The sequence below is a fragment of the Pseudorhodoferax soli genome (assembly GCF_003337555.1).
Taxonomy (GTDB): domain Bacteria; phylum Pseudomonadota; class Gammaproteobacteria; order Burkholderiales; family Burkholderiaceae_C; genus Pseudorhodoferax; species Pseudorhodoferax soli.
Window position 1 is genome coordinate 442,676 of record NZ_QPJK01000001.1, and the last position, 15,635, is coordinate 458,310.

15 protein-coding genes and 1 tRNA gene are annotated in these 15,635 nt (G+C 66.6%); 4 read left to right on the top strand and 12 right to left on the bottom strand.

The features are described from left to right. Positions 1 to 72: 72 nt before the first annotated feature. Entirely contained in the window at positions 73 to 840 is a 768-nt protein-coding gene (locus tag DES41_RS01945; protein ID WP_425466338.1) for an outer membrane protein assembly factor BamD, read from the top strand. Here the strand turns inward: DES41_RS01945 and yoaA are convergent. Both yoaA and DES41_RS01955 read right to left on the bottom strand, forming a co-directional pair. Further along, positions 803 to 2,827: an ATP-dependent DNA helicase gene (gene yoaA, locus DES41_RS01950; RefSeq protein WP_484279514.1), complete on the bottom strand. Its 2,025-nt coding sequence runs from the start codon at positions 2,825 to 2,827 to the stop codon at positions 803 to 805. The genes DES41_RS01945 and yoaA overlap by 38 nt on opposite strands. After that, positions 2,824 to 3,027 (bottom strand): YdcH family protein, encoded by a 204-nt coding sequence (locus tag DES41_RS01955; RefSeq protein WP_114465410.1) that lies wholly within the window; start codon positions 3,025 to 3,027, stop codon positions 2,824 to 2,826. Before DES41_RS01955 ends, yoaA begins: the two co-directional genes overlap by 4 nt. Before the next feature lie 78 nt (positions 3,028 to 3,105). On the opposite strand from DES41_RS01955, the gene DES41_RS01960 reads away from it, so the two are divergent. Together DES41_RS01960 and DES41_RS01965 are read left to right on the top strand one after the other, a co-directional pair. After that, entirely contained in the window at positions 3,106 to 3,879 is a 774-nt protein-coding gene (locus tag DES41_RS01960; RefSeq protein ID WP_114465412.1) for a PP2C family protein-serine/threonine phosphatase, read from the top strand. Between the two features lie 5 nt (positions 3,880 to 3,884). Beyond that, positions 3,885 to 5,660, top strand: coding sequence for a putative bifunctional diguanylate cyclase/phosphodiesterase (locus DES41_RS01965; RefSeq protein WP_114465414.1), 1,776 nt, complete (start codon positions 3,885 to 3,887; stop codon positions 5,658 to 5,660). A gap of 68 nt (positions 5,661 to 5,728) precedes the next feature. Here DES41_RS01965 and DES41_RS01970 read toward each other — a convergent pair. The 10 genes from DES41_RS01970 to uvrB form a co-directional block, all read right to left on the bottom strand. Next, a tRNA-Val gene (locus DES41_RS01970) sits at positions 5,729 to 5,803 on the bottom strand. A gap of 26 nt (positions 5,804 to 5,829) precedes the next feature. Next, a complete protein-coding gene (gene dnaQ, locus DES41_RS01975; protein WP_114466787.1) occupies positions 5,830 to 6,552 on the bottom strand; it encodes a DNA polymerase III subunit epsilon in 723 nt (240 codons plus the stop codon). Further along, positions 6,549 to 6,887, bottom strand: a complete 339-nt coding sequence (gene fdx / locus DES41_RS01980; RefSeq protein WP_114465416.1) for an ISC system 2Fe-2S type ferredoxin — start codon at positions 6,885 to 6,887, stop codon at positions 6,549 to 6,551. Before fdx ends, dnaQ begins: the two co-directional genes overlap by 4 nt. A 5-nt stretch (positions 6,888 to 6,892) precedes the next feature. After that, a complete protein-coding gene (hscA, locus tag DES41_RS01985) occupies positions 6,893 to 8,764 on the bottom strand; it encodes a Fe-S protein assembly chaperone HscA (protein WP_114465418.1) in 1,872 nt (623 codons plus the stop codon). A 4-nt stretch (positions 8,765 to 8,768) separates the two neighbouring features. Further along, the gene (hscB, locus tag DES41_RS01990) at positions 8,769 to 9,314 is read right to left on the bottom strand and encodes a Fe-S protein assembly co-chaperone HscB (protein ID WP_114465419.1); all 546 of its coding nucleotides are present in this window, start codon (positions 9,312 to 9,314) and stop codon (positions 8,769 to 8,771) included. An 85-nt stretch (positions 9,315 to 9,399) separates the two neighbouring features. Further along, entirely contained in the window at positions 9,400 to 9,723 is a 324-nt protein-coding gene (gene iscA, locus DES41_RS01995) for an iron-sulfur cluster assembly protein IscA (RefSeq protein WP_114465421.1), read from the bottom strand. A 1-nt stretch (position 9,724) separates the two neighbouring features. Next, positions 9,725 to 10,126, bottom strand: coding sequence for a Fe-S cluster assembly scaffold IscU (iscU, locus tag DES41_RS02000; RefSeq protein ID WP_114465423.1), 402 nt, complete (start codon positions 10,124 to 10,126; stop codon positions 9,725 to 9,727). 27 nt (positions 10,127 to 10,153) lie between these two features. Continuing rightward, positions 10,154 to 11,374: an IscS subfamily cysteine desulfurase gene (locus tag DES41_RS02005; RefSeq protein WP_114465425.1), complete on the bottom strand. Its 1,221-nt coding sequence runs from the start codon at positions 11,372 to 11,374 to the stop codon at positions 10,154 to 10,156. Between the two features lie 57 nt (positions 11,375 to 11,431). Further along, positions 11,432 to 11,968, bottom strand: a complete 537-nt coding sequence (gene iscR, locus DES41_RS02010; protein WP_056900234.1) for a Fe-S cluster assembly transcriptional regulator IscR — start codon at positions 11,966 to 11,968, stop codon at positions 11,432 to 11,434. A gap of 207 nt (positions 11,969 to 12,175) precedes the next feature. Continuing rightward, on the bottom strand, positions 12,176 to 14,269 hold the full coding sequence (gene uvrB, locus DES41_RS02015) for an excinuclease ABC subunit UvrB (protein WP_114465427.1): 2,094 nt from the start codon (positions 14,267 to 14,269) through the stop codon (positions 12,176 to 12,178). A 141-nt stretch (positions 14,270 to 14,410) separates the two neighbouring features. On the opposite strand from uvrB, the gene DES41_RS02020 reads away from it, so the two are divergent. After that, a complete protein-coding gene (locus tag DES41_RS02020) occupies positions 14,411 to 15,607 on the top strand; it encodes an amino acid aminotransferase (protein ID WP_114465429.1) in 1,197 nt (398 codons plus the stop codon). Positions 15,608 to 15,635 lie beyond the last annotated feature (28 nt).

The following is a 15,635-nucleotide window of genomic DNA, read 5'->3' on the forward strand; positions in this document are numbered from 1 at the left end:
ATATAATTGCCGCCGCTTCTTTCAAGGGATTTGCCCGTGTTCCATCGCTCCAAATTATCGGCGCTCGCGCCACTGCTGCTGGCCGCGGCCTTGGTGGGCTGTGCGACCAAGACGGTAGACGAGACCGCGAACTGGAGCCCGAACCGCATCTACAGCGAGGCCAAGGAAGAACTCGGCTCGGGCGGCTACGAGCGCGCCATCACGCTCTTCGAGAAGCTCGAAGGCCGCGCCGCGGGTACGCCGCTGGCGCAACAGGCCCAGCTGGAAAAGGCCTACGCGTACCACAAGTCGAACGAGCAGGCCCAGGCGATCGCCACGCTGGACCGCTTCATCAAGCTGCACCCGGCCAGCCCGGCGCTCGACTACGCGCTGTACCTCAAGGGCATCGTGAACTTCAATGAGAACATGGGGATGTTCGCGTTCATCAGCCGGCAGGACCTGTCCGAGCGAGACCAGAAGGCCGCCAAGGATTCGTTCGAATCCTTCAAGGAACTGGTGACGCGCTTCCCGGACTCGCGCTACACGCCCGATGCGCGCCAGCGCATGAACTACATCGTCAATTCGCTGGCGCAGTACGAAGTGCATGTGGCGCGCTACTACTACACGCGCGGCGCTTACGTGGCCGCCATCAACCGCGCCCAGATCGCGCTGGCCGACTACCGGGAAGTGCCGGCCCTGGAAGAGGCGCTGTACATCATCTACAGGAGCTATGAAGCGCTGGGCATGACCCAGTTGCGTGACGATGCCCGCCGCGTGCTGGAGACCAACTACCCGCAGAGCGCCTACGTGCAGCGCGGCGGCTTCAAGCCCAAAGACGATCCGTGGTGGAAGGTCTGGTAGGCCCGAGCGCCTCCAGCGCCTGCAGGAATTCAGCCTCGTCCTGCAGCTGACGCATCGGCGGCAACGCCGCCCGCAGTCGCTTGCCATAGCCCATCTGCACCAGACGGGTATCCCCCACGACCAGCACGCCGCGGTCGCTCTCGCGGCGGATCAGCCGCCCGGCCCCCTGCTTGAGCGCCACTGCGGCTTCGGCCAGGAAATACTCCTTGAAGGCACTGCCGCCGGCCTGCTCGATCTGCTGGGCACGCGCTTCGACCAGCGGGTCGTTCGGCGGCGGAAACGGCAGTTTGTCGATGACCACCAGCTGCAGCGCATCGCCCGGTACATCCACGCCCTCCCAGAACGAGGCCGAGGCCACCAGCACACAGCCCGAGGCGCCGCCCTGCCCGCCCTCGCGGAAGCGGTCCAGGATGCGCTGGCGCGCCATCTGGCCCTGCACCAGCACCTCCAGCTGCCCTTGCAGTTGAGCCTGCAATGCCTGGCCGATGTTGCGCAGCGCACGCAGCGTGGTGGTCAACACCAAGGTGCGCCCACCCAGCCGCCTGGCCGCGTCGGCAACCAGCGCGGCCACGGCGCCACCGTGCGCGGCATCGGCCGGCTTGGGCAAGTTGCGCGGCACGTACAGCGCAGCCTGGCGCGCGTAGTCGAACGGACTGTCCACCCGCAGGATCTCGGCCTGCTCCAGCCCACACGGTTCGGTGAACCAGTGCAGGCCCGGGTCGTCTCCCAGCGTGGCCGAGGTGAAGACATAAGCGCGGCCGGGCTGCTGCAACAGCTGCGCCTGCACGGCGGAGCCGATGGAGAGCGGCGCCTCCACCAGCCGCAGCTGCAGGCCCACATCGACCCAGCGCACCACGCCGTCGGCACCCACCGCCGCGAACTGGGCCACGCGCTCGACCAGCGCAGCTGCGCGTGCGTGCAGACGCGCGAGGTCGGGCGACATGGCGGCCACACCCTCCAGCCAACCGCACAAGCGCTGCAGCGCCGCCGCCAGCGCCTGCAGGGTATCGGCCCATTCGTTCACGTCGAGCCCCTCGGGGGCCTGCCCGAGCCAGCGCAGGCGCGTGCCGGGCGCCGCCGGCCCGGCCAGCATGCGCAGATCGCGCGCGTTGCGCTCCACGGGCTCCAGTTCGGCCTGCCAGTCGACCAGGCCACCCGCCAGCGGCCGCACCGTGGCCAGGGCGTCGCGCACGAAATCCAGCAGCTGGCCCGTGCCCAGCTGTTGGCCGAGGAACTGCACACCGGTCTCGTTGAGTTGATGCGCCTCGTCGAAGATCGCCACGCGCACCGTGGGCAGCAGTTCGGCCATGCCCGACTCGCGCATCGCCATGTCGGCAAAGAAAAGGTGGTGATTGACCACCACCACGTCGGCCGCCATGGCCTCGCGCCGCGCGCGGTAAACATGGCAGGCCTGGAAATCGGGGCAGTCGCTGCCCAGGCAGTTCTCGCGCGTGGAACTGACCAGCGGGGTGACGGGCGAGCGCTCGTCCAGGCCAGCCAGCTCGGCCAGATCGCCCGTGCGCGTGGCCGTTGCCCAGTGCTGCACCGCCGTCAGCGTGCGCCAGGCCGCAGTCTCCTCACGGGCCAGTGTCTGGCCGGCCTGACGCATGCGGTGCAGGCACAGGTAGCTGCTGCGCCCCTTGAGCAAGGCCGCGCGCGGGGCCAGGCCCAGTGCATCGCGCAGGCGCGGCAGGTCGCGGCCGAACAGTTGGTCTTGCAAGGTCTTGGTGGCGGTGGAGACCAGCACGCGCTCGCCGCTGAGCAGCGCCGGCACAAGATAGGAAAAGGTCTTGCCGACACCGGTGCCGGCCTCCACGACCAGGGCACCGCCATCCGCGATGGTGCGGGCCACGGCCTCGGCCATGTCGATCTGGCCTTGGCGCGGCCGGTAATGGTCGGCGGCCTGCGCCAGCACGCCGCCTTCGGCGAAGGCCGCGCGCACCTGCTGCACCAGCGCCGGCACCGCGGCGCCAGCGTCTGCGTTCACGCGGGCTCCTTGGGCTCGAGTTGCCACTCCAGCCGCGCGATGCGGTCGCGCAAGGCGAGGCGGCGCTTCTTCAGGCGCTGCACCAGCAACTCGTCGACGGGTGTGGCGTGGACCATGCGGTCCACCAGGGCGTCGAGGTCGGCATGCTCGATGCGCAGCTCGATCAGCTGGCGTTCGGGAGAGTGGAGATTGGCAGACAAGATGGGAGCCGGCGCGCACGGGACATGCGTCGGATCGTTTGATAATACGCGCTCGTTACAAGAAGCCCAGCACCCACGATGCCCCAGCCGCCACCCCAAGGATTCCGGATCAGCGCCGCGACCGGCATCCACAAGGGCGATCGGCAGTACCAGCAGGATCAGGTGGCACTGCTGCAGCATCCGCGCATCAAGGGCTGCCTGCTCGGTGTGGTGGCCGATGGCATGGGAGGGCGCAGCGGCGGCCGCGAGGCCGCCGACCAGGTGCAGCTGACCGCGCGCCAGCTGTTCGAGCGCTTCGACCCGGTCAGCGACGACAGCGCTGCACTGCTGCGCAGCGTGGTCGCGCAGGCGCACATGGTGATCAAGCTGACGGCCATCTCGGCTGAGCAGGAGCCGCACAGCACGATCGCTGCCTTCCTGGTGCTGCCCCAGGGCGACTGCCAGTGGGCCCATGTCGGCGATTCGCGCATCTACCACTTCCACAAGGGCCGGCTGATCCACCGCACACGCGACCATTCGTATGTGCAGTCGCTGGTGGACCGCGGCGAGCTGAGCGAGGAGCAGGCGCGCGTCCATCCCGACTCCAACATCCTGGTCGGCTGCCTGGGCAGCGAGGCCGACCCGCCGTTGAACGAGCACCGCATCGGACAGCTCGCGCCCGGCGACGTGCTGCTGGCGTGCAGCGATGGCTTGTGGCACTACTTCAACGACGCCGAGCTCGGTCTCCTGCTGGCGGCGGTCTCGCCGCGCGATGCCGCCGAACTGCTGGTGGACAAGGCCCGCTCGCGTGCGCGTGGCGGCGGCGACAACCTTTCCCTGGTGGTGGTCGGCATCTCGCCGCTCGAAGACTGATCCCCATGGCCGGCCCACTGCTCGCGTTACAGGACTCTCCTTCGCTTTCCACGCCATCCGACGGGCTGCGCACGGTGTTGGACACCCTGCCCGCCGGCGTGGCTTGGCTGCGTGAGCTGCGCATCCAGTACTGCAATGCGCCGTTTGCCGCCATGCTGGGGTATGCCGCGCAGGACCTCGTGGGGCGGTCGTCGCGCGCCTGGCATGCGGACGATGCGCAGTGGGCCGAGGTGGAGCGCCGTTGTGCCGCCGCGCTGAAGTCCGGCCAGGTGTTCGACGCGGATCTGACGCTGCAGCGCCAGGACGGCAGCGCACTGCGCTGCCATGCGCGCGTGCAGGCGCAGAACGCCGGCCGGCCGGAAGCCGGCATGGTCTGGCTGCTGACGGATGTGGGACTGGCCCCGGACCCGGCGGACGCGTTGCAACGCCAGGTGCTGCTGCTGCAACAGCAGGTCGCGCAGTACGCAGAAAGCGCTTCGCGCGCCTGGCGCCAAGCCGACATCGACGAGCTGACCAGCCTGCCCAACCGCACGCTGCTGGCGCGCGATGCCACGCAGGCGATCGCGCAGGCGCATGCAGGCAGCAAGCCGCTGGCCATGCTGTACCTGGACCTGGACCGCTTCAAGTACGTCAACGATTCATTGGGGCACCGCATTGGCGACCAGTTGCTGGCCGCGCTGGCGAAGCGCCTGCGTTCGGCCGTGCGTGAACGCGACCTCGTCGCCCGCCTGGGCGGCGACGAGTTCATGCTCGTGCTGCCCGATACCGATGTGCATGGCGCGGCGCACGTGGCCGACAAGCTCATGGCGAGCACCGAGCCCGTCTACGACATCGCGCAGCGCGAGCTGAGCATCTCTTCCTCCATCGGCATCGCGATGTACCCGCAGGACGGCGAGGACTTCGACACGCTCACACAGCGCGCCGACGCCGCTGTGCACCAGGCCAAGCGCAACGGCGGCAGCGCCTACCGCTTCTTCACGCCGGCCATGCAGAGCGAGGCGGCGCGCGCTCTGGCAATGGAGAACGCGCTACGCCGCGCACTGGAACGCCAGCAGTTCACACTGGCCTTTCAGCCCATGGTGGACCTGCGCAGCGGCCACGTGAGCGGTGTCGAGGCGCTGCTGCGCTGGCGCCACCCGGAACTGGGCAATGTCTCCCCGGCCGAGTTCATTCCACTGGCCGAAGCCTGTGGCCTCATCGACACGCTCGGCGAGTGGGCGCTGCGCAACGCCGCCTTCCAGCTCAAGGCCTGGCGCGACCGCGGCCTGCCCGGCCTGACCATGGCCGTCAACCTGTCGGCCATGCAGTTGCAGCAGACCCAGCTGCCCGCGCTGATCGACGACGTTCTGCGCGAGGCAGGCCTCGTACCGTCCGACCTGGAGCTGGAGCTGACGGAAGGCGCCGCCATGCAAGACCCGCAACATGCCATCGCCGTGTTGCAGGCGCTGCACGAGCGCGGCCTGCGCGTGTCGATCGACGATTTCGGCACCGGCCATTCATCGCTGAGCTACCTCAAGCGCTTTCGCGCCTACAAGCTCAAGATCGACCAGTCCTTCGTGCGCGACATCAGCGTCGACGCGGACGACCGCGCCATCGTCGCCGCCATCATCCACATGGCCAGCAGCCTGGGCCTGCAGACCATCGCAGAAGGTGTGGAGACGGAGGCGCAGCTGCGCTTCCTGCGCCAGCAAGGCTGCGACGAAGCCCAGGGCTACCTGTTCAGCCGGCCGTTGTCGGCCACCCAGCTCGAAGCCTTCGTGCGCGACCTGCAGCAGCCCTGATTCCGCAAGCCCTCTCGCGACACAAAGAAAAAAGCCTCGTCGATCAGTGATCGACGAGGCTTCTGTCTTGGTGGGCGGTGCAGGCTTCGAACCTGCGACCCCTGCCGTGTGAAGGCAGTGCTCTACCCCTGAGCTAACCGCCCTGAATCTTGTTCAGGAAAGCCTGTCATTATGCCATAGTTTTTTCGGCCATCCGCCAAATTGTTTTTCCACCGGTCGACTTGTCGAGTTGGGCGAGCACGGCCTCGTGCGCAGCGACCTCTTCCTCGCTTGCGACCAGGATGGGCAGCACGATGCTGGACAGGTCGATGCGGGGCACCTCGCGGGTGGTGACGGTCTCGTCCTCGGTCTCGACTTCGATCAACAGCGCGTCCTGCCCACGCGTCATGTTGATGTAGACGTCGGCCAGCAGTTCGGCATCGAGCAAGGCGCCATGCAAGGTGCGACCCGAGTTGTCGACCTCCAGGCGGCCGCACAACGCGTCGAGCGAGTTGCGCTTGCCCGGGAACATCTCCTTGGCCATCACCAGCGAATCGACCACGTTGTCGACGACGCCCGAGATCGGGCCACGGCCGAGCAACTCGAGTTCCTTGTTCAGGAAGCCCACGTCGAACGGCGCGTTGTGGATGATGATCTCGGCGCCCCGCAGGTAGTCCAGCAGCTCGTCGGCGACCTGTGCGAACTTCGGCTTGTCGCGCAGGAACTCGTTGCTGATGCCGTGGACCTTGAGCGCGTCCTCGTGGCTGTCGCGCTCGGGGTTCAGGTAGAAGTGCTTGTTGTTGCCTGTGAGCTTGCGGTTGAGCAGCTCCACGCAACCGATCTCGATGATGCGGTCGCCGGTGGCGGCCGACAGGCCCGTGGTCTCGGTGTCGAGGACGATCTGGCGCATCAGTGGTTCTCGCGCGCGTGGTTGATCGTGTACTTGGGGATCTCGACCGTCAGGTCGTCCTTGCCGAGCATGACCTGGCAGGACAGGCGCGACTGCGGCTCCAGGCCCCACGCCTTGTCCAGCAGGTCTTCTTCTTCTTCCTGAGGCTCCTCGAGCGTGTTGAAACCCTGGCGCACGATCACGTGGCAGGTGGTGCAGGCGCAACTCATGTCGCAGGCGTGCTCGATGGCGATGCCGTTGTCCAGCAAGGCCTCGCAGACGCTGGTGCCGGGCGCGGCACGCAGTTCCGCGCCGGCGGGACAGAATTCGGGATGGGGAAGGACCTTGATGACGGGCATGGGGATCAGACGGACTCGATGTTCTTACCGGACAGGGCGTTGCGGATGCCAGCGTTCATGCGCAGGGCGGCGAAAGCCTCCGTGCCCTTGGCCAGGCCCTCGGTGGCGGCGGTCATGGCCTGCACCTGGTCGGCCGCACGCGCATCTTGCGCCGCAGCGACCAGGGCGTCGATGGCGGCGCGCTCGGGTGCCGGCAGCAGATCGCCATCGGCCTCCAGGGCGCTGCGCGTGGCCAGCAGCATGCGGTCGAGCTCGACACGGGCTTCGACCAACGCGCGGGCCTGCATGTCCTGGCCGGCGGTGCTGAAGCTGTCCTGCAGCATGCGCGCAATCTCGTCGTCGCTGAGGCCGTAGGACGGCTTCACATCGACGCTGGCTTCCACACCGCTGCCCTGCTCGCGCGCGCTGACCGTCAGCAGCCCATCGGCATCGACCGTGAAGGTGACGCGGATGCGCGCCGCGCCGGCCGCCATCGGCGGGATGCCACGCAAGACGAAGCGCGCCAGGCTGCGGCAGTCGGCCACGAGGTCGCGCTCACCCTGCACCACGTGCAGCGCCAGCGCGGTCTGGCCGTCCTGGTAGGTTGTGAAGTCTTGCGCCATCGCGGTCGGGATGGTCTGGTTGCGCGGCACGATGCGCTCGACCAAGCCACCCATGGTCTCGATGCCGAGCGACAGCGGGATCACATCGAGCAGCAGCAGGTCGGCCGCGCCGCTGTTGCCGGCCAGTTGGTCGGCCTGGATGGCAGCGCCGAGCGCGACGACCTCGTCGGGGTTCAGGTTGGTCAGCGGCGGCTTGCCGAAGAAGGCCTCGACCGCGCTGCGCACCTGCGGCATGCGCGTGGCACCACCGACCAGCACCGTGCCCTGCACCTCGGCCGGGCTCAGCTTGGCGTCCCGCAGCGCCTTGCGCACAGAGACGACGGTGCGGGCCGTCAAGGCGGCCGTGCTGGCCTCGAAGTCGGCACGGGTCACTTCCACGGCCAGCTCACGCCCGCCCAGCTGCACGCGCAGCGTGGTGCGATCCTGGTCCGTCAGCTGTTCCTTGGCGGCGCGCGCAGCCCGGCGCAAAGCGACCTGCTGCTGCGCGCCCTCGGCCCGCACGCCGCTGGCCTGCTGCGCCCAATCGGCCAGCGCGTGGTCGTAATCGTCGCCGCCAAGTGCGGAATCGCCACCGGCCGCAATGACCTCGAACACGCCGCGCGACAGGCGCAGGATGGAGATGTCGAAGGTGCCGCCGCCCAGGTCGTAGACCGCATAGACGCCCTCGGCCGCGTTGTCCAGGCCGTAGGCGATGGCGGCCGCGGTCGGCTCGTTGATGAGGCGCAGCACATGGACGCCCGCCAGCTGGGCTGCATCCTTGGTGGCCTGGCGCTGGGCATCGTCGAAGTAGGCCGGCACCGTGATCACCGCGCCGTGCAGATCGTCGTTGAAACTGTCTTCGGCCCGAAACCGCAGCGTGGCCAGGATCTCGGCACTGACTTCCACCGGTGTCTTGGGGCCGGCCGCGGTCTCGATGCGCAACATGCCCGCACCTTCGCCGGCAGCGAAGCGGTACGGCAAGCCTGCAGCGGCAACATCGGCCGCGCCGCGGCCCATGAGCCGCTTGACCGAGGCGATGGTGTTCTCTGCGTCGGTGGTCTGCGCGGCCAATGCCTCGTGGCCGATCTGGCGGCCCGAGCCACCGGCCGCGGCGGCGAGATAGCGCACGACCGACGGCAGGATCACACGGCCCTGCTCGTCGGGCAGGCACTCGGCCACGCCGTTGCGCACGGCCGCCACGAGCGAATGCGTGGTGCCCAGGTCGATGCCGACGGCGATGCGGCGCTGGTGGGGATCGGGCGAAAAGCCGGGTTCGGAAATCTGTAGAAGCGCCATGGTTTCATTGTCCCCCGGAAGCAGCGCCCCCTTCGGTTGCACTGGCATCGCGCTTGTCGTCCACGCCGGCCTGCAGGCGCTCGACGAACATCAGCGCCCGGACCTCGGCCGCGGCCGCGGCGAAGTCGCCCGCCTCGTCCAGCAACTGCGCGCAGCGGGCGAGCCCCTGGGCATGCGTGGCGGCCAGTTCCCGGTCCAGCGCGTCGAAGTCCTGCGCACTGCGCGCGTCGTCCAACTGCTCGTGCCATTCCATCTGCTGCACCAGGAAGGCTGGCGGCATCTTGGTGTTGCCATGCACGTCGACGGGCGCGCCGTTCAGTTCGCACAGGTAGGCCGCGCGCCGCAGCGGATCACGCAGGCGCTGCCAAGCTTCGTTGATGCGCACCGACCACTGCATGGCGACGCGTTGCGCCGCCGCGCCATGGGCGCTGAATCGGTCGGGATGGGCTTCGCGCTGCAACGCCTTCCAGCGCTGCTGCAGGGCATCGAGGTCCTGCGCAAAACGGGGCGGCACATCGAACAGTTCGAAATCGGTGGACTGCAGGTTCATGGTCACTGTGCACGCAGGTGGCGCACCCAAGAAAAAACCGCCATCACGCAGTGCGCCATGGCGGTTGCCGGGATGGAGCGCAGGGTCAGACGCGGAAGCTCTCGCCGCAACCGCACTTGTCGCGCTCGTTCGGGTTCTCGAAGCGAAAGCCTTCGTTCAGGCCTTCACGCACGAAGTCGAGCTTGGTGCCATCCAGGTAGGCCAGGCTCTTCGGATCGATCAGCACCTTGATGCCGTGCTCCTCGAACACCAGGTCTTCGGGCGCGGCCTCGTCGACGTACTCGAGCTTGTAAGCCAGGCCTGAACAGCCGGTGGTCTTGACACCCAGGCGCACGCCGACGCCCTTGCCGCGCTTGGACAGGTAACGGTTGACATGGCGGGCAGCCGCCTCGGTCAAGGTCACTGCCATCTCAGTGCACCGTCGCGTCGCCCGTCCGCTTCTTGCGGTAGTCGTCCACCGCCGCCTTGATGGCGTCTTCGGCCAGGATGGAGCAATGGATCTTGACCGGCGGCAGCGCGAGCTCTTCGGCGATCTGGCTGTTCTTGAGCGCAGCGGCCTCGTCCAGCGTCTTGCCCTTGACCCACTCGGTCACGAGCGAGGACGAGGCGATGGCCGAACCGCAGCCATAGGTCTTGAAACGCGCATCCTCGATCACACCGGTCTGCGGGTTGACCTTGATCTGCAGCTTCATCACGTCGCCACAGGCCGGCGCCCCGACCATGCCGGTGCCGATGGAATCGTCGCCCTTGTCGAAGGAGCCGACGTTGCGCGGGTTCTCGTAGTGGTCTACGACCTTGTCCGAATAAGCCATGGTTCTCTCACTCTGTGTGTTGTGTGTTCAATGCGCAGTCCACTGGATCGACGAGATGTCGACGCCATCCTGGTACATCTCCCACAGCGGGCTCAACTCGCGCAGCTTGTCCACGTTCTGGCGGATGGTCTGCACGGCGTAGTCGATGTCGGCCTCGGTGGTCCAGCGGCCGATCGTCATGCGCAGGCTGCTGTGGGCCAGCTCGTCGCTGCGGCCCAGCGCACGCAGCACATAGCTGGGCTCCAGGCTGGCCGAAGTGCAGGCGGAACCGCTGGACACGGCAAGGCCCTTGATGCCCATGATCAACGACTCGCCTTCGACGAAGTTGAAGCTCATGTTCAAGTTGTGCGGCACGCGCCGGGTGGCGTGGCCATTGATGAACACCTGGTCGATGTCCTGCAGGCCCTTGAGCATGCGGTCGTGCAGCGCCTGGATGCGCTGGTTCTCCACCGCCATCTCTTCCTTGGCGATGCGGTAGGCCTCGCCCATGCCGACGATCTGGTGCGTAGGCAGCGTGCCAGAGCGCATGCCACGCTCATGACCGCCACCATGCATCTGCGCCTCGATGCGGATGCGGGGCTTGCGGCGCACGTACAGCGCACCGATGCCCTTGGGGCCGTAGGTCTTGTGCGAGGTCAGGCTCATGAGGTCGACCTTGAGCGTGGCCAGGTCGATCTCGACGCGTCCCGTGGCCTGGGCGCCGTCCACATGGAACACCACGCCCCTGGCACGGCAGATCTCGCCGATGGCCGCGATGTCCTGCACCACGCCGATCTCGTTGTTCACGAACATCACGCTGGCCAGGATGGTGTCGGGGCGGATCGCCGCTTCGAACGCAGCCAGGTCCAGCAGCCCGTCCGGCTGCACGTCCATGTAGGTGACTTCGAAGCCCTGGCGCTCCAGCTCGCGGCACGTGTCGAGCACGGCCTTGTGCTCGGTCTTGACCGTGATGATGTGCTTGCCCTTGCCCTTGTAGAACTGGGCGGCGCCCTTGATTGCCAGGTTGTCCGATTCCGTGGCGCCGGAAGTCCAGATGATCTCCCGCGGGTCTGCACCGATCAGCGCTGCAACCTGCTCGCGCGCCTTCTCGACGGCTGCCTCGGCTTCCCAGCCCCAGGCATGGCTGCGCGATGCGGGGTTGCCGAAATGCTCCCGCAGCCAAGGAATCATGGCGTCCACCACCCGCTCGTCGCAGGGGTTGGTGGCGCTGTAGTCCATGTAGATCGGGAAATGGGGCGTGCTTGACATTGGCTAGCTTTCAGTCGCGGCTGGCTGGAAATGGCGGGCGCAAAGACGCGAGAGGGTTCAGGATTTGGCGAACGCGTTGCCCAGCGCGAACACGGAGTTGGGCGCGTTCACGCGGATCGGCTTGACCACCGGCTGCGGCGAAATGGCGCGCTTGAGCATGGGCTTGCTCTCGACCTGCACACCCTTGGCAATCTGGTCATCGACGAGCTTTTGCAGTGTCACGGAATCGAGGAACTCGACCATGCGCTGGTTCAGTGCAGCCCACAACTCGTGCGTCATGCAGCGGCCGGCCTCGCCCAGGCAGTTTTCCTTGCCGCCGCAGTGGGTGGCGTCGATGGGCTCGTCGACCGAGACGATGATGTCGGCCACGGTGATCTCGGTCGCCTTGCGGCCCAGCGTGTAACCGCCGCCCGGGCCGCGCGTGGACTCCACCAGGTCATGGCGGCGCAGCTTGCCGAACAGTTGCTCCAGGTACGACAGGGAGATCTGCTGGCGCTGGCTGATGGCCGCCAGCGTGACCGGACCGTTGTTCTGGCGCAATGCCAGATCGATCATGGCTGTGACCGCAAAACGGCCCTTGGTTGTCAGACGCATCGCAAGCTCCTTCTCAATTGCTTGATCTACCGTTGAAGCCGGAGCGGGGTCTCACCCAGCCCGACGCGCTTTTCACCAGCTCTTCACTCGTTGACGATGTGGAAGCGGTTTGGAGCCCTCAGCGATGGACTTCTTCGATGCGCTTTTGTTCCCGATCAATTAACTCAAGTATAGCAGAAATCCCTATTGAATCGGTCGGGTTAAGGGTCACACGCCCGGGACGTGGTCATCGCCCGCTGCACCGAAGGCCTGGGCCTTGAGCTGCGCCAGTTGGTCGCGCACACGGGCGGCCTTTTCGAACTCCAGGTTGCGGGCATGCTCCAGCATCTGCTTTTCCAGCCGCTTGATCTCGCGCGCCACGTCCTTCTCGCTCATGTCCTCGACCTTGGCGCGCTGCATCGCGGCCTGCTCGATGCGCTCGGCCTCCTTGCCGCTCTTTTCGCTGTAGACACCGTCGATGAGGTCACGCACCTTCTTGACGATGGCCCGTGGCGTGATGCCCCGGGCCTCGTTGTGCGCCACCTGCCTGATGCGCCGGCGCTCGGTCTCGTCGATGGCGCGGCGCATGGAATCGGTGATGCGGTCAGCGTAGAGGATGGCCCGGCCCTGCAGGTTGCGCGCAGCCCGGCCGATGGTCTGGATCAAAGAGCGCTCCGAACGCAGGAAGCCCTCCTTGTCGGCATCCAGGATGGCGACCAGCGACACCTCGGGAATGTCCAGGCCTTCGCGCAGCAGGTTGATCCCCACCAGCACGTCGAAGCTGCCCAGGCGCAGGTCGCGCAGGATCTCCACGCGCTCCACAGTGTCGATGTCCGAATGCAGGTAGCGCACCTTGACGCCGTTGTCAGCCAGGTAGTCGGTCAGCTGCTCTGCCATGCGCTTGGTCAGCGTGGTGATCAGCACGCGCTCGTTGCGCTCCACGCGCAGCCGAATCTCCTGCAGCACGTCGTCCACCTGGGTAGCGGCGGGGCGCACCTCCACCTCGGGGTCGACCAGGCCGGTCGGCCGCACCACCTGCTCCACCACCTGGCCGGCGTGGGTCTTCTCGTAGTCGGCCGGCGTGGCCGAGACGAAGATCGCCTGGCGCATGCGCCGTTCGAACTCCTCGAACTTGAGCGGCCGGTTGTCCAGCGCGCTCGGCAGCCGAAAGCCGTACTCGACCAGCGTGGTCTTGCGCGAACGGTCGCCGTTGTACATGGCGCCCAGCTGGCCGATCAGCACGTGGCTCTCGTCCAGGAACATCACGGCATCCTTGGGCAGATAGTCGGTCAGTGTGGACGGCGGATCACCAGGGGCCGCACCCGACAGGTGCCGCGTGTAGTTCTCGATCCCCTTGCAATGGCCCACCTCGCTGAGCATTTCCAGGTCAAAGCGCGTGCGCTGCTCCAGGCGCTGCGCCTCGACCAACTTGCCGGCTGCCACAAGCTCCTTGAGCCGGTCGCTCAGTTCCAGCTTGATGGTTTCCACGGCCGTGAGCACCTTGTCGCGCGGAGTCACGTAATGGCTGCTGGGGTAGACCGTGAAGCGCGGAATCTTCTGCTTGATCCGGCCGGTCAGGGGGTCGAACAGCTGCAGCGTCTCGATTTCGTCGTCGAAGAGCTCGATGCGGATCGCCAGCTCGGAGTGCTCGGCCGGGAACACGTCGATGGTGTCGCCGCGCACGCGGAACTTGCCGCGCTGGAAATCCTGGTCGTTGCGCTGGTATTGCATGCGGATCAGCTGGGCGATCACGTCCCGCTGGCCCAGCTTGTCGCCAGCCCGCAGCGTCATGATCATGCGGTGGTAGCTCTCGGGCTCACCAATGCCATAGATCGCCGACACCGTGGCCACGATCAACACATCGCGCCGCTCCAGGATGCTCTTCGTGCACGACAGCCGCATCTGCTCGATGTGCTCGTTGATCGCCGAATCCTTCTCGATGAACAGATCGCGCTGCGGCACATAGGCCTCGGGCTGGTAATAGTCGTAGTAGCTCACGAAGTACTCCACGGCGTTCTTCGGGAAGAACTCGCGGAACTCGCTGTACAACTGCGCGGCCAGCGTCTTGTTGGGCGCAAACACGATCGCGGGCCGGCCCAGCCGCGCCACCACATTGGCCATGGTGTACGTCTTGCCCGAACCAGTCACGCCCAACAGGGTCTGGAACACCTCCCCGTCGCGCACGCCCTCGACGAGCTTGTCGATCGCCTCCGGCTGGTCGCCGGCCGGCGGATAGGGCTGGAACAGTTCGAAGGGCGAACCTGGGAAACGGACGAACTCGCCCTTCTTCTCTTCGGCAGGTGGTTCCAGAACTTCTGACATCAGGGAATCCGATCGTGACAGGAATGCTTAAAATTGGTGCACGGCCGTCGCCGGCTTCCTCGCGTGCTGAGCGAGGGGCAACCCGATAGGCTAGCGCAGCACGGCCCTCCCCGCTAGCGACAACCCTCTGCAGGAACTTCAATGTCTTTGTTCTCCGCCGTCGAGATGGCACCGCGCGACCCGATCCTGGGTCTGAACGAGCAGTTTGCCGCCGACACCAACCCCAACAAGGTCAACCTGGGCGTCGGTGTCTACTACGACGACAACGGCAAGCTGCCGCTGCTGGCGTGCGTGCAAAAGGCCGAACAAGCCATGATGCAAGCTCCCAAGGCCCGCGGTTATCTGCCCATCGACGGTATCGCGGCCTATGACAGCGCCGTGAAGAACCTGGTATTTGGGGCCGACAGCGAACCTGTCAAGAGCGGCCGGGTCGCCACCGTGCAGGGCCTGGGTGGCACCGGCGGGCTGAAGATCGGCGCCGACTTCCTGAAGCGCCTGAACCCGAACGCCAAGGTGCTGATCAGCGACCCGAGCTGGGAGAACCACCGCGCGCTGTTCACGCAGGCGGGCTTCGAGGTGCAGAGCCACCGCTACTACGACGCTGCCAAGCGGGGCGTCGATTTCGACGGCATGCTGGCCGACCTGAAGGCCGCCGCGCCCGGCACCGTGGTGGTGCTGCATGCCTGCTGCCACAACCCCACGGGCTACGACATCACGCCAGCCCAATGGGACCAGGTCATCGCCACGGTCAAGGCGGGCCAGCTCGTGCCCTTCCTGGACATGGCCTACCAGGGCTTCGGCCAAGGCATCGCAGAAGACGGCGTGGCGGTATCCAAGGCCCTGGCTGCTGGCCTGTCCTTCTTCGTGTCGACCTCGTTCAGCAAGAGCTTCAGCCTGTACGGCGAGCGCGTCGGCGCGCTGTCTGTACTGTGCCAAGACAAGGCCGAGGCCGACCGCGTTCTGAGCCAGCTCAAGATCATGATCCGCACCAACTACAGCAACCCGCCCACGCACGGCGGCAGCGTGGTGGCCTCGGTGCTGAACACGCCCGAACTGCGCGCGTTGTGGGAAGAAGAACTGGCCGGCATGCGCACGCGCATCAAGCAGATGCGCGTGGCCTTGGTCGAGAAACTCAAGGCCGCCGGCGTGCAGCAGGACATGGGCTTCATCACGACCCAGGTGGGCATGTTCAGCTACTCGGGCCTCAACAAGGACCAGATGGTGCGCTTGCGCAACGAATTCGGCGTCTACGGTACCGACACCGGCCGCATGTGCGTGGCAGCGCTGAACAGCAAGAACATCGACTACGTCTGCGCCAGCATCGCCAAGGTCATCTGACGGGCTGCTGATGCGCCTTGAAAACGCC

What these genes read in the sequence shown, in the direction of transcription:
- DES41_RS01960 (WP_114465412.1), top strand. Translation starts at nt 3,106, where the DNA reads ATGCCCCAGCCGCCACCCCAAGGATTCCGGATCAGCGCCGCGACCGGC.
- DES41_RS01965 (WP_114465414.1), top strand. Translation starts at nt 3,885, where the DNA reads ATGGCCGGCCCACTGCTCGCGTTACAGGACTCTCCTTCGCTTTCCACG.
- fdx (WP_114465416.1), bottom strand. Translation starts at nt 6,887, where the DNA reads ATGCCCGTCATCAAGGTCCTTCCCCATCCCGAATTCTGTCCCGCCGGC.
- hscA (WP_114465418.1), bottom strand. Translation starts at nt 8,764, where the DNA reads ATGGCGCTTCTACAGATTTCCGAACCCGGCTTTTCGCCCGATCCCCAC.
- hscB (WP_114465419.1), bottom strand. Translation starts at nt 9,314, where the DNA reads ATGAACCTGCAGTCCACCGATTTCGAACTGTTCGATGTGCCGCCCCGT.
- iscA (WP_114465421.1), bottom strand. Translation starts at nt 9,723, where the DNA reads ATGGCAGTGACCTTGACCGAGGCGGCTGCCCGCCATGTCAACCGTTAC.
- iscU (WP_114465423.1), bottom strand. Translation starts at nt 10,126, where the DNA reads ATGGCTTATTCGGACAAGGTCGTAGACCACTACGAGAACCCGCGCAAC.
- DES41_RS02005 (WP_114465425.1), bottom strand. Translation starts at nt 11,374, where the DNA reads ATGTCAAGCACGCCCCATTTCCCGATCTACATGGACTACAGCGCCACC.
- iscR (WP_056900234.1), bottom strand. Translation starts at nt 11,968, where the DNA reads ATGCGTCTGACAACCAAGGGCCGTTTTGCGGTCACAGCCATGATCGAT.
- uvrB (WP_114465427.1), bottom strand. Translation starts at nt 14,269, where the DNA reads ATGTCAGAAGTTCTGGAACCACCTGCCGAAGAGAAGAAGGGCGAGTTC.
- DES41_RS02020 (WP_114465429.1), top strand. Translation starts at nt 14,411, where the DNA reads ATGTCTTTGTTCTCCGCCGTCGAGATGGCACCGCGCGACCCGATCCTG.